The organism is Pseudomonas sp. OF001 (genome assembly GCF_904426495.1).
Classification (GTDB): domain Bacteria; phylum Pseudomonadota; class Gammaproteobacteria; order Pseudomonadales; family Pseudomonadaceae; genus Geopseudomonas.
The window spans coordinates 24,681-37,521 of record NZ_CAJGBM010000045.1 but is presented as its reverse complement, the minus strand read 5'-3'; the positions used below and the strand labels follow the sequence as shown (position 1 = coordinate 37,521).

10 protein-coding genes are annotated in these 12,841 nt (G+C 64.3%); 7 read left to right on the top strand and 3 right to left on the bottom strand.

All coding sequences use genetic code 11. The features are described from left to right. Positions 1-64: 64 nt before the first annotated feature. The gene (locus RA210_RS17920; protein ID WP_201487598.1) at positions 65-562 is read right to left on the bottom strand and encodes a hypothetical protein; all 498 of its coding nucleotides are present in this window, start codon (positions 560-562) and stop codon (positions 65-67) included. 237 nt (positions 563-799) lie between these two features. Further along, entirely contained in the window at positions 800-1,699 is a 900-nt protein-coding gene (locus RA210_RS17915; RefSeq protein WP_136489489.1) for a LysR substrate-binding domain-containing protein, read from the bottom strand. Between the two features lie 103 nt (positions 1,700-1,802). Here RA210_RS17915 and RA210_RS17910 point away from each other — a divergent pair, with 103 nt between their 5' ends. Continuing rightward, on the top strand, positions 1,803-2,792 hold the full coding sequence (locus RA210_RS17910) for a DMT family transporter (protein ID WP_201487498.1): 990 nt from the start codon (positions 1,803-1,805) through the stop codon (positions 2,790-2,792). 43 nt (positions 2,793-2,835) lie between these two features. Here RA210_RS17910 and amrS read toward each other — a convergent pair whose 3' ends face one another. Beyond that, positions 2,836-3,597, bottom strand: a complete 762-nt coding sequence (gene amrS, locus RA210_RS17905) for an AmmeMemoRadiSam system radical SAM enzyme (RefSeq protein ID WP_201487497.1) — start codon at positions 3,595-3,597, stop codon at positions 2,836-2,838. 79 nt (positions 3,598-3,676) lie between these two features. On the opposite strand from amrS, the gene RA210_RS17900 reads away from it, so the two are divergent. The 6 genes from RA210_RS17900 to rarD all read left to right on the top strand — a co-directional run bounded on the left by RA210_RS17900 (position 3,677) and on the right by rarD (position 12,792). Next, positions 3,677-4,888, top strand: coding sequence for an ABC-three component system protein (locus RA210_RS17900; protein WP_201487496.1), 1,212 nt, complete (start codon positions 3,677-3,679; stop codon positions 4,886-4,888). Positions 4,889-4,891: 3 nt separating this feature from the next. After that, on the top strand, positions 4,892-5,377 hold the full coding sequence (locus tag RA210_RS17895; protein ID WP_201487495.1) for a three component ABC system middle component: 486 nt from the start codon (positions 4,892-4,894) through the stop codon (positions 5,375-5,377). Beyond that, a complete protein-coding gene (locus RA210_RS17890; protein ID WP_201487494.1) occupies positions 5,374-7,314 on the top strand; it encodes a DUF3732 domain-containing protein in 1,941 nt (646 codons plus the stop codon). Before RA210_RS17895 ends, RA210_RS17890 begins: the two co-directional genes overlap by 4 nt. A gap of 279 nt (positions 7,315-7,593) precedes the next feature. Further along, positions 7,594-9,957, top strand: coding sequence for a DNA polymerase II (locus tag RA210_RS17885; protein WP_201487493.1), 2,364 nt, complete (start codon positions 7,594-7,596; stop codon positions 9,955-9,957). A 217-nt stretch (positions 9,958-10,174) separates the two neighbouring features. Then, a complete protein-coding gene (locus RA210_RS17880; protein WP_201487492.1) occupies positions 10,175-11,566 on the top strand; it encodes a phospholipase D-like domain-containing protein in 1,392 nt (463 codons plus the stop codon). A 269-nt stretch (positions 11,567-11,835) separates the two neighbouring features. Beyond that, on the top strand, positions 11,836-12,792 hold the full coding sequence (gene rarD, locus RA210_RS17875; protein ID WP_201487491.1) for an EamA family transporter RarD: 957 nt from the start codon (positions 11,836-11,838) through the stop codon (positions 12,790-12,792). The last annotated feature ends 49 nt before the right edge of the window (positions 12,793-12,841 follow it).

Sequence of the window (12,841 nt, the reverse complement as noted above, 5' to 3'; positions counted from 1 at the left end):
CGCCGGCCTGCTCGCACCGCTCTCGCTCGAATGGACTTGCCAACCGTGGCTGCTCGGCTCGCGGCTAAGCTCGGTCGCTCGAGGTGCCGCGGGCGTACTTCTTCTGCAGGATCATCGACGCTTCGTTGTAGGCAGTCTGGAAGGCGGCGCTGCTGATCCAATTCACTGCCGTGTCTTCGTCTTCATCGTGGAAGAACCCGCGATAGGCGATCAGCAGGCCCATCATGAAGTCGATGGCTGCGTCTTCCTCTTCCTCGGCGACCACCAGCTCCAGCACCGGGTACTGCAGAAACACCAGGCACATCGCGAGCAGGCTGATGCCTTCGCCGACCTTCATCGCCTGGAACAGGTCGTCGAAGTGCGCCGGATCGAAACCGTTCTCCTCGATGTCTTTGAAGTCGAAGGTGCTCAGGTCGATTTCGACATCATCGAATGGCTCGTTGACCAGCGGATTGGCCAGCAGCGGATGTACGACATTGGCCTTGGCTTTGCCCGACCGGTTCTGCTTGGCCTTGACTTTGGCCCGCTGGGCACGTTTTTGCTGTTTATCCGGGGAGGCCATGGGGGCGGGTTCCTTGTTCGATGCAGCCATGTTCATGGCTCAGGGTTATCGGGCGCAGATTGTATTGAGTCTTGGCCAGGGTCGTCGGCCAAGGGGCAGATTTTTGTGCTCTGAACGTTTGCTTCCGGCCACTCTCCAGCGACAGCGTGCGGCCCAAAGCAGCTGCGCGCCGAGCTGACCGTTCTTTCTCGCTGGCGGTCGCTGTGCGATGCGGCTACCTGGCCGATGGCGCCTGCGTCATCTCGGTTCCAACCTGCTGTCGGTCAGGCAGTCGACCAGGTCCGCGGCGAAGCGCGACAGCAGCTCGCGCTTGCGCACGCACACCTGCAGGTCGCGCTGTGCCCAGGGTTCCTCCAGTTCGACAACGGCCAGCGGCAAGCGCTGGCTGTGTTCGGCGATGGCGCTGCGCGGCACCAGGCCCAGACCGACGCCGGCGCTGACCATGCGGCACACGGCCTCGAAGCTGCGCACCTGGATGCGCACCTCCAGATGGCGGCCGAGCGCGGCGGCGGCGTTCATGGTGAAGGTGTGAATGGCCGAGCCGGCATGCAGCATCACGAAGGGGTGGTCCAGCACCTCGGCAAAGGCGGTACGGGCGCGTCTGGCCAGCGGGTGGTCGGGCGGGGCGATCAGTACCAGGCGGTCGGCGCGATAGGGGATCAGCTCCACTTCGGCGCCGGCCACCGTATCGGCCACGACTCCGACCTCCACCTCGCCGCGGGCGACGGCCAGGACCACTTCGGGGCTGGTGTGCTCTTCCAGCGAGATACCCACCTGGGGGTGACGCTGCAGGAAGGTCGCCAGGCTGTCCGGCAGGAAGGCATGGGTGGCGTGGGTGTTGGCCCACAGGCTGACGTGGCCGCGCACCCCCTTGGCATAGGGGCTGAGGTCAGCATGCATCTGTTCGAGCTGGGCGAAAACCTGGCGCGCGTGGCGTAGCAGCACATCGCCGGCACGGGTCAGGCTGACGCCGCGGGCCTGGCGAACCAGCAACGGCGTGCCCGTCGACTCTTCCAGCAGGCGAATGCGATGGCTGGCCGAAGAGGCCGCCAGATGGACGCGCTCGGCGCCGCGGGTGAGGTTGCGCGCCTCGGCAATGGCGACGAACAGGCGCAGGTCGGTCAGATCGTAGTGCATAGGCTTGGTCGAATCCGAACGCTGTATTGCGGAAAAGCCAATTTAACCGGGTTTCGCTTGGCGTGATCATTCGTCTCAGAAAAAGTCTGAGAGGTGATCTGCCATGGCGTGGAACAACTGGTCGGCCGAGCGCTGGGGCATCGTGCTGGCGATACTCGCGGCATTCGGTTTTTCGTTTAAGGCGATCTTCGTCAAGCTGGCCTATGCCGCAGCGCCCGTGGATGCCGTCACGCTGCTGACCCTGCGGATGACCTTTGCCTTGCCGGTGGTGCTCTGGGTCAGCCTTTCGCTGTTGCGCAGCGGCCCCGCGCTGACTCGCCAGGACTGGGGGCTGCTGATCCTGCTGGGGCTGCTCGGTTACTACGGGGCCAGCATCCTCGACTTCGTAGGCTTGCAGTACATCTCTGCCGCTCTGGAGCGGCTGATCCTGTTCGTCTATCCGACCCTGACCGTGCTGATCGGCGTGCTGTTCATGGGCAAGCGCCTGGAGCGACGGCAGATCGGCGCGCTGCTGCTGTCCTACGCTGGCATTGGCCTGGCGTTCGCCCACGACCTGCAGGTGGCCGACGACATGGGGGTGGTGCTGCTGGGCGCGGCCTTCGTGTTCGGTTCGGCGCTGTCCTATGCGCTGTACAGTGCCGGCGCGGAGATCGCCATCAAGCGCGTCGGCTCCATGCGCTTTGCCGCGCTGGGGATCATCGTCTCGACCTTGGCGACGCAGATTCACTTCGTGCTCAGCCAGCCGATTTCCGTGCTGAACCAGCCTGCACCGGTTTACCTGTATGGCGCGGGCATGGCCCTGTTTTCCACGGTGCTGCCGGTGTTCTGGCAATCGGCCGCCGTGCAGCGCATCGGCGCGGCGCGCACCGTGCTGATCGGCACCCTGGGCCCGATGCTGACGATCTTCTTCGCCTGGCTGTTGCTCGCCGAGCCGGTTTCCCTGGCGCAGCTGGCCGGGGCCGGCCTGGTGCTGGCGGGAGTGTTGCTGGTGGCGCGGCGTGCGGCCCCGGCCCAGCCGCACCCGGTCGCCGAGGCTGCCGCTGTTGCCGGCGCCCAACCGGCATCGGCTGCCGTCGCTCCGCCCGGGCGCTAGCCGGCGCAGCGCCGCTGCGGCCCATCGACGGGAGGCCAGCCGTTCAGGACTGCGGGTTCAGCCGCAGCGGAATCCGGCGCTGGCCGAACGCGCCGGCCTGCTGGTCGAAGCGCCCGGCGATGGCGGTGTGGCACTGCGGACAGCGGCCCTCGGCGGTCAGCCGGTAGTGCAGGATGCGGTGCCAGTCACGCTCGATCAGGGGCGCGCCGCAGCCCGGACAGAAGGTCGTGCCGCCCTCGGCATCGTGCACGTTGCCCGTGTAGACATAGTGCAGCCCCTGCGCCAGGGCGATCTGCCGGGCGCGCCTGAGCGTTGCCGGCGGGGTGCGCGGGGTTTCGAGCATCTTGAAGTCGGGGTGGAAGGCGGTGAAGTGCAGCGGCACCTCCGGCCCCAGCTCCCTGAATACCCAGGCGCACAGGGCCTCGATCTCCCAGTTCGAATCGTTGTGGTCCGGGATCAGCAGGGTGGTGATCTCCGTCCAGACGTCGGTTTCGTGGCGCAGATAGACCAGGGTATCCAGCACCGGCTGCAGATGCGCGCCGGTGAGCTTGAAATAGAACTCGTCGGTGAAGGCCTTGAGGTCGACATTCGCCGCGTCCATCACCGCGAAGAGTTCGCGGCGCGGCTCGGCATGGATGTAGCCGGAGGTCACCGCCACCGTGCGGATGCCGCGCGCGCGGCAGGCGATGGCCGTATCGATGGCGTATTCGGCGAAGATCACCGGATCGTTGTAGGTGAAGGCCACGCAGGCACAGCCCGAGTTCTCCGCCGCCAGGGCGATCTGCTGCGGGCTGGCCTGATCCATCAGGTGGTCCAGGTACTCTGGTATCATTTTGCGATTGGATTGGATCGCATGTTGCACCAGGGAGGCGTTTGTTCGGGTGATGGAAGGCGCAGAGTCAAACACGGTTCATGAAGCGACGGCAGCCGCTTTGGGATTTTACTACCAGAGCCAGTTCGCGTTACTGACTCTGGTATCGCAGACAGCTGATGATGCTGCTGTGGCCATCGAGAGGCTGGACGACGTGGAGCTCAAGGCCAATGGCCAGACCCTCCTGTACCAGCTCAAGCATTCCATCCAGGAAAATCCGCCCCCCGTCACCCTAGCATGCGTAGCGCTGTGGAAAACCATCAAGGTATGGATTGACGCCATTCCCCTCGTGTCACTTGCCGATACGACCTTTCATCTTGTTTCAGTAGGCAGCGTACCCAGCGATTCTCCTTTGATGGCTCTGTGCGATACGCAGGCTGATCGAGAGCCTTTGCTCCAGGCGATGCTTGAGGAAGCCAATAGAGTGATCGAGGAGCGCGCTGCCGACCAAGCTGCCTGTGTAAAGCCTCGTCATGCCTCGCGTGTCAAGGGCTGTGAGGCCTTTCGTGCTCTTGATGCGTCGACCAGATCCAGCCTGCTGCGGCGAATCCGTATTCAACATGGCAACGTAACTGTTGGGCAGATCCCTGAGGCGCTGTCCAAATACCTGCACATCCTTCCGAAAGAGCAGCGTTTCCAAGCCGCTGAGCGCCTGCTCGAGTGGTGGGATCAGCAGGTGATTTACACTCTGTGTGGCAAGCGCGATCGGGTGATTCAGCGCAGCGAGATGGAGCACAGTATCTCCTCCATCATCGCTCATTTGGATGACGAAAAGCTGGTCGCTGACTTCGATATGGTCAGCCATCCAGATGACTATAAGGCTGACGGTATGCTTTATCGTCAAATCGCTTTGGTTCAGGGGCGACCCTCAGATATTTCTAGGGCTGTCCGTGAACAATGGAGAGCTGCGAAGCAGCGATCGAAATGGATCGTCGATAAGCCTCAGATGCGCTCGAAGATTGCAGGCTATGACGCGAAGCTCGCCGAGCATTGGTCGGATCTCCACGCTCGAATGGCCGAGGACTGTGAGCACCTAAGCCCTTCTGAGGTTGAATCCAAAGGGTTGGATCTCCTGCGCTGGACTCACGACTTGGCACCGAAAGAGGTTGAACCGATCGCGCCTAGCTGGAGCGGGCACTATTACGTGCGGGGCACCTATCAAGTACTGGCCATTGATCTGCAGGTGGGGTGGCACGCCGACTATCTGAAGCTTCTCAAGGACTAGAGTATGGCCATCGCCCACGACATTTTTGCCGAAACCAATCCGGCATATTGCGCTGCATTACTGACCCATTTCGTTTCAGAGTACTGCTCTCGGAGCAACACGCCGCCAGACATCACGCTGTGTTACGCAGCGCTGCCTCTGGCACTGTCAGGTGACCTAGCGTCCACGTTTGATCGTACCGACCGAAGGACGGGCCTGTTGGCGTGGCTTCATCGCAGCCCGGTCGTACAGATCCGGCTTGCTGATCGAGTGAATGGCTCACTGGATATTGTCACCGAAGCGATCCGATTTGCGTGCTTCAGCCAATTGCTGATAGTCAATGCCGAGGGTCGTTTAGTCCTGGGGGCATCCCCGTTGCGCAAAGATCTCACTAAGCAATTGAGTGAGGAAACTCAGAAGGTTTTCAAGAATATCGACCGCTTGGGCTGCTGGTTTGCCCTAGCTGGTACTACACGGACTGTATTCGACATGATGGGGCTGGAGTTATGAGCCGCTGGAATATCTCAAACATTTTTTTCATCGGTGAAGGCGGGCGGGTTCGCATCCTTGATCTGAAGCTGGGTGAGGTGAACATCTTCACCGGTGCATCCGGCACTGGTAAATCAACCCTGATCAAGGCCATCGACTATTGCCTCGGCTCCAGCAAATGTGAGCTCGCAGCTCACGTAAAACGCCACAGTGTCGCGGTGGGTGTGAAATGGGTGCTAGGTGACGCGCAAATGATCACTGCGCGGCTCGTCCCACCTGTAGGCCAAGGCACCAGTATCAAAATGTTCGTCAGCAATGGGCGGAATTTGCCTATTCCCAATGCTGTTGACCAGCTCCAAGGTGCGACAACAGTCGATGCTGGTAAAGCATTCATCGAGCGAGCATTTGGCATCGGCTGTGTGTCTGACGCCTCCGATGACAAGACCGCCCGTAAATGGCGGCCAACGGTGCGCCACGCGACGGCCTACATGTTCGTCCCGAAGGATGTCATCTATAATGAAACGGCTTTGCTCCATGGGCTGGATCAGGCTGATGAGGCCCCGGCGATTATTGAGACGATGCCCTACTTTTTATGCGTCGTGAGCGAAGACACCGTGCTTCAAGAGCGGCGATTGCGCGATCTTCGCAAGCAGCTTGAGCGAGAGGAGCGACAGCAGCGGACTCGCCTGGCAGCGGGCAGCGATTACAAGAAGCACGCCATGCGCTTACTGCTGGATGCCAGCCGCAGTGGCCTGTGTGACCTCCCCTCGGACGACGCTTCCGAGAAGGAACTTGAGGCCGCCCTGCTGCGGGTCAAGCGTATCAATGCAAAAAGCGTATCGAATCCCAATGAGAGTGAGCTCGGTAACCTGTACAATACTCGGCGCAGCTTGCTGAGTGACATCGAAAAGGCGCGCAGGCAATCTCGTGCGACCCGGTCGGCCCTTGAGGACATGATGGGTTTTCAGGGTGCTGTACGACGCCAGTACGAGAAATTGAAAATTGCGGAGCACCTTCAGCCGACAGCTGACACATGCCCGTTGTGCGATACTCCGACTGAGCGCGGCATTGCGATTTCTGAAGCTATTCGCCACTCCATGAGGATTGTTCAATCGGAGAGCGTGGCAGTTGAGAATGTCAGGCCGCGCCTGATCGAACATGAAAACTCATTGCAGATCGAAGTTGCTCGCCTTAACCTCAAGCTGCGTGAAACCGATGAACGCATAAAGACCTGGGTTCGACAGAGTGATGAGGCCAAGCAACTGGATAGCTTGGCCCGATACCACTCTCACCTGCTGGGTAAGGTGTCACAGTTTCTGGAAATGAATCCGGCTACACCGCTGCCTGGTACAGATTTGAGTGTCCTGCGTGAGCAGATTCATAGACTGGAATCACTCTTCGACAGCGCCGCCAAGCAAGTATTGCTTTCCCGTGCTGAACGTAAAGTTTCCCAGTATCTTTCGGAGGCATTCGCCAAATTGCCTACGGTTGCACCTTGCATTGGGGCGGAACTTGAGTTCTCCTCCAAGCCACCAGATGTTGCGATCATCGAGGAGGGCTCGGGCGCTGTTTTGCGGCTGCATGACGCGGGGTCGGACGAGAACTATCTAGCTATCCACATCGCGCTGTCCTTCGCGCTTCAGAGATACTTGGGAGAGATCAAAGCACCAGTGCCAGCGTTTCTCGCGTTCGACCAGATCAGTCGACCTTACTACCCGCAACGCGGTGAAGACGAATCGGACATTGGGGAGAACGAAGAGGTTTCAGCCATGCGCCGACATCTAGACTTCCTGTTCAAGGAGACAGCTGCCCAGAAGGGTTTGCAGGTGCTGCTTATCGAGCACGCATTCTTCGGGGATGATCCTCGTTACGTCGCTGCCACTCGCAAACGTTGGAACAAGCTTTCAGAGGATGCGCTGATTCCTCGGGATTGGCCGAAGAGGCCGGACACGCAATGAGGAGCGTACCCTTCGTCGGGTAGGACCGGCATGACATGGTCAGTGGGGCTTGGCACAGGCTCCGAACCGCTATCAGGCATGCAGGCGGTATCACGCAGCACTGCGTAGTGCTGCCTCAATGAGATTGGACTTTGATCGGTCCCTGCTGAGTAGCTGCCTGAGCTGTGACTAAGGGGGGAATTACCCTTTGGCGGACATCGCCAGCCCCGCCCGCCAGTTCGCCGCCCCACCACCGAGCACGTAGAATTCCCCTGTCGGCATTTTCTCAAGGTCATCGGCGTGGAAGGGCAACTGGGTTTCGTGCTGACGCGGCACTGGCGCGACACGTTGGCGGGCAGCGAGGTCGAGTTCTGGCTGGCGACCGACGCCGGCCCGCGCCGCGTGCGGGTGCCCGTGCAGCCTGCGGTGGCCTTCGTCCCCGCCGAGCAGCGCCGGCGCGCCGAGCAGCTGCTCAAGGGCGAGGCGGATGCCGAGCTGCGCGAGCTGGAGCTGCGCGACTTCCATCACCGCCCGGTGCTCGGCCTCTACTGCCGGCAGTACGCGCAGCTGCTGCGTCTGGAAAAGGTCCTGCGCGCCGGTGGCGTGGATGTCTACGAGGCCGACATTCGTCCGCCCGAGCGTTTCCTGATGGAGCGCTTCATCACCGCGCCGCTGACCTTCGCCGGTACGCCGGCTGACGACGGTGTGCTGCTGGATGCCCAGTTGCGTCCTGCCCCCGACTATCGTCCGCGCCTGCGCCTGGTCTCCCTCGACATCGAGACCAACAGCCGCGGCGATCTGTATTCCATCGCCCTGGAAGGCTGCGGCCAGCGCCAGGTGTACATGCTCGGCCCGGCCAATGGCGAGGCGAGCGGGCTGGACTTCGCCCTGGAGTATTGCGCCAGCCGCGGCGAGCTGCTGGAGCGGCTCAACGACTGGCTGGCGCGCCATGACCCCGACGCCATCATCGGCTGGAACCTGGTGCAGTTCGACCTGCGCGTGCTGCGCGAGCACGCCCAGCGCCTGAAGGTGCCGCTGCGCCTGGGGCGCGCTGGCGACGAGCTGGGCTGGCGCGAACATGGCAGCCGCAACGGCCACTTCTTCGCCGAGGCCGCCGGGCGGCTGATCATCGACGGCATCGAGGCGCTGCGTTCGGCGACCTGGAACTTCCCCTCGTTCAGCCTGGAGAACGTGGCGCAGACGCTGCTGGGCGAGGGCAAGGCGATCGACAACCCCTACCAGCGGATGGCCGAGATCGACCGCCGCTTCGCCGAGGACAAGCCGGCGCTGGCGCGCTACAACCTCAAGGACTGCGAGCTGGTGACGCGCATCTTCGCCAAGGCCGAGCTGCTGTCGTTCCTGCTCGAACGGGCCACGGTCACCGGCCTGGCCGCCGACCGTAGCGGCGGCTCGGTGGCGGCCTTCACCCACCTGTACCTGCCGCTGATGCACCGCCTGGGCTTCGTCGCGCCCAACCTCGGCGAGCGCCTGCCGGAGGCCAGTCCCGGCGGTTTCGTGATGGATTCGCGCCCGGGCCTCTACGAGTCGGTGCTGGTGCTGGACTACAAGAGCCTGTACCCGTCGATCATCCGCACCTTCCTGATCGACCCGGTCGGCCTGATCGAAGGGCTGCGCCAGAGCGACGACGCGCACTCGGTGCCGGGTTTCCGCGGCGCGCGCTTCTCGCGCACCCGGCACTGTCTGCCGGCGATAGTCGCGCGGGTCTGGGAGGGGCGCGACGCGGCCAAGCGCGACGGCAACCAGCCGCTGGCCCAGGCCTTGAAGATCATCATGAACGCCTTCTACGGCGTGCTCGGCTCGAGTGGCTGCCGCTTCTTCGACCCGCGCCTGGCGTCCTCGATCACCATGCGCGGGCACGAGATCATGCGCCGCACCCGCGAGCTGATCGAGGCGCGCGGCTACCAGGTGATCTACGGCGATACCGACTCCACCTTCGTCTGGCTCGGCCGCGCGCACGAGGAGGAAGACGCCAGCCGCATCGGCCGCGAGCTGGTGCAGCAGGTCAACCAGTGGTGGCGCGAGCACCTGACGGCCGAGTTCGGCCTCGACAGCGCCCTCGAACTACAGTTCGAGACCCACTACCGGCGCTTCCTGATGCCCACCATCCGCGGCGCCGAGGAGGGCAGCAAGAAGCGCTACGCCGGCCTGGTGCGGCGCGCCGACGGCAGCGAGGAGATGGTGTTCAAGGGCCTGGAAACCGTGCGTACCGACTGGTCGCCGCTGGCCCGGGAGTTCCAGCAGGAGCTCTACCGGCGCATCTTCGACCGGCAGCCGTTCGAGGACTATGTGCGCGACTACGTGCGCCGCACCCTGGCGGGCGAGCTGGACGAGCTGCTGATCTACCGCAAGCGCCTGCGCCGGCGCCTGGACGACTACGAACGCAACGTGCCGCCCCATGTGCGGGCGGCGCGTCTGGCCGACCAGTTCAACGCCCGCCACGGACGCCCGCTGCAGTACCAGCGCGGCGGCTGGATCAGCTACGTGATCACCACCGCCGGGCCCGAGCCTCTGGAGTCCCGCCAGGCGCCCATCGACTACGACCACTACGTGACGCGCCAGCTGCAGCCGGTGGCCGACGCCATCCTGCCCTTCGTGCACAGCGACTTCCGGCGGCTGGTGGATGGGCAGATGGAGCTGTTCTGAAGCGGCGATTTCCAGCAGACAGAAACGCCGGATCAGCCTTCCAGCTTGCGCGGCGCCATGAAGTACAGCCAGGCCGTACTGCTGGTCGAGGAGCTGTGGCAGCCGGGCGGCACCGGGGCGCAGGCGGGCATCGCTTTGTGCTCGCTGCGCTCGCAGTTTCCCCATAAGCAGCGACACTTCATGGAGCCGCCGCGCTCCAGCGGCCGAGGTGTCGTCCATGCTGTCCGAGCTGTCCCTCATCCACTGGCTCACGCTGGATGGCCTGATCACCGTGGTGGCCGTCCTCGTCTACGTCGTCAACTCCCATGTGCGGCGCCAGCGCCGGCATCCCGTGGCGGCGGTCGCCTGGATGCTGTTCATCCTGCTGCTGCCCTACCTGGCCCTGCCGGCCTTCCTGCTGTTCGGCACCCGCAAGCTGGCCCGTCCGCCGCTCGCGCCGGTGGCTGCACCCAGTGCCGAGGGCCGCGCCGGCGGCTGGGCCGTCGAAACCATCATGACGCTCGGCCAGCCCGCGCCGGCGCACTACCGCGAGCTGAACGTGCACACGGACGGCCGGCAGGCCGGCGAGGCACTGTGGGCCACCATCGACGCGGCGCAGGTCTCGCTCGACCTGTGCACCTTCCTCATCGGCCGCGATGACCTCGGCGAGGCTGTGCTCGACCGGCTCTGCCGGAAGGCCCGCGCCGGCGTGCGTGTCCGGCTGTTGCTGGACGGCATGGGCATCCTGATGGCCCGCCGGCCGAACCTGCAGCGCCTGACCGCCGCCGGCGGCGAGCTGGCGCTGTTCGCGCCGCCGCTGCACGCCCCGCTGCGCTCGCCGACCAACCTGCGCAACCATCGCAAGCTGCTGATCGCCGATGCGGGGCGGGCCGAATGCCGGCTGTGGTGCGGAGGACGCAACCTGGCGGCGGAATACTTCGAGGGCAAGTCCGGCGCCGCGCCGTGGGGCGACCTGAGCTTCGACCTGCGCGGGCCACTGAGCGCCCAGGCCAGCGCGCTGTTCGAGCGCGACTGGGCCTTCGCCAGGGGCCTGCCGGCCAGCCATCCCGGCTGTGCCCCGGCGGGGTTTGTGCCCGGCGGGGCGCAACTGGTCGCTTCCGGCCCGGACCAGGCCGACGACACCGTCTACGCGCTGCTGGTCAGCGGCGCCTACCAGGCCCGCCAGCGCATCGCCCTGGCCACGCCGTACTTCGTTCCCGAGACGGCCCTGCTGATGGCGCTGTGCCTGGCCGCGCGCCGCGGGGTGGCGGTCGACCTGCTGCTGCCGGCGCGTTCCAATCACCGCCTGTCCGACCTGGCCCGGGGGCGGCCGCTGCGCACGCTGGCCGCTGCCGGGGCGCGCATCTGGCTGGCGCCGGGGATGATGCACGGCAAGCTGGCGGTGTTCGACGAGACGCTGGCGCTGAGCGGCTCCGCCAACTTCGACAGCCGCAGCCTGTTCCTCAACTACGAGCTGATGGTCGCCTTCCACCGCGCCGAGGACGTGCGCCGCTTCGCCGCCTGGTTCGAACAGGAGAAGGGCGGCGCCAGCCCCTACGTCGCCAGCCAGCCGGGGCTGCTGCGCGACGCGGCCGAGGGCGTCTCGCAGTTGCTGGGGTTGCAGTTGTGAGCCGGAGCATTCGGGGCGAAGGCGGCGGCGAGGGCGGGGGTCAAGTCAGAACGCGCTGGCCAACGATCTTCGTTCCCAGCCGTGGCGGCATCAGTCACAATCCGCGCGAGCACGCCGCCGACGACCAGTCGCTCAGGGGCGTACAAGTACTGCCCAGGGTGGTCGCTCGTCGACTTCGCCAGTGAATCCGCTTTTGCTTGCCAGATTTTCCAGATGCCTTGCGGGGCGTCCGGCAGACCTGGCGCCATTCCAGAATCGATCTCCCCCCCATGAATACTCCCAGTCCAGGCAACACCTCCGCCGGCATTCTGCTCAATGTCCTGTCCTCGATCCTGTTCGCCGTCATGTATGCCTACACGGGGCTGCTGGCGCCGTTGAGCGGCGAGGAAATCTATGGCTGGAGAACGCTGCTCACGGTTCCGTGCCTGACGCTGCTGCTCCTGGCGACAGACGCCTGGGATGAAGTGAGGTCAATCGGGCGAAGGCTGCGCCACGAAAGCCTGTTCTGGGCCAAGCGCCTCCTGTCCGCCTTCCTGCTGGGCATCCAGGTCTGGCTGTTCATGTGGGCCCCGCTGAATGGCCACGCCCTGGACGTCTCGCTCGGCTACTTCCTGCTGCCCATCACCGCCGCCATGGTCGGGCGATTCGCCTTCCACGAGCGGATAACCCCGCTGCAGCTTCTGGCCTGCGGACTGGCCGGAATCGGCGTGATCAATGAGTTCACCGTGGTTGGCCGGGTTTCGTGGCCGACCCTGCTGGTCTGCCTGGGATACCCACTGTATTTCTATCTGCGCCGAGTCATTGGCACCAACAACCTGGGGGGACTGTGGTGCGACATGACCCTCAGCCTGCCGCTGAGCCTGTTCTTCATCTGGAAGGGCGGGATGGTGCTGAGTGGCGCGGATGGCGCCGCCCATCTTCCCCTGCTGATCGTCGGGCTGGGCGCCCTCAGCGCCTCGGCACTGGCACTTTCCGCACTCTCGGCGCCGCGGCTCAACCTGACGCTGTTCGGCCTGCTCTCCTATGTCGAGCCGGTCCTGCTGGTCCTGGCCTCCCTGCTGCTGGGGGAGTCCATCGCGCCGTCGCAGTGGCCGACCTACATCGCCATCTGGCTGGCGATCCTGGTGCTGATCATGGACGGCATCCGGTCGCTGCTGCGTCAGCGGTGGCGTGGCAGGCCGGCGGCAGGCGAGAGCGCCAGGGCTGCCGACAGGGACGCCGGCTAGCTAGCATCCTCCCGACGTCCACCCGCGCTCGGCCTGGAAGCGGCGTGTG

Bases quoted from the DNA above. Each gene is read 5' to 3' on its own strand.
- RA210_RS17920 (WP_201487598.1), bottom strand. From the start codon at position 562: ATGGCCTCCCCGGATAAACAGCAAAAACGTGCCCAGCGGGCCAAAGTC.
- RA210_RS17895 (WP_201487495.1), top strand. From the start codon at position 4,892: ATGGCCATCGCCCACGACATTTTTGCCGAAACCAATCCGGCATATTGC.
- RA210_RS17890 (WP_201487494.1), top strand. From the start codon at position 5,374: ATGAGCCGCTGGAATATCTCAAACATTTTTTTCATCGGTGAAGGCGGG.
- RA210_RS17910 (WP_201487498.1), top strand. From the start codon at position 1,803: ATGGCGTGGAACAACTGGTCGGCCGAGCGCTGGGGCATCGTGCTGGCG.
- RA210_RS17880 (WP_201487492.1), top strand. From the start codon at position 10,175: ATGCTGTCCGAGCTGTCCCTCATCCACTGGCTCACGCTGGATGGCCTG.
- rarD (WP_201487491.1), top strand. From the start codon at position 11,836: ATGAATACTCCCAGTCCAGGCAACACCTCCGCCGGCATTCTGCTCAAT.
- amrS (WP_201487497.1), bottom strand. From the start codon at position 3,597: ATGGATCAGGCCAGCCCGCAGCAGATCGCCCTGGCGGCGGAGAACTCG.
- RA210_RS17900 (WP_201487496.1), top strand. From the start codon at position 3,677: ATGGAAGGCGCAGAGTCAAACACGGTTCATGAAGCGACGGCAGCCGCT.
- RA210_RS17915 (WP_136489489.1), bottom strand. From the start codon at position 1,699: ATGCACTACGATCTGACCGACCTGCGCCTGTTCGTCGCCATTGCCGAG.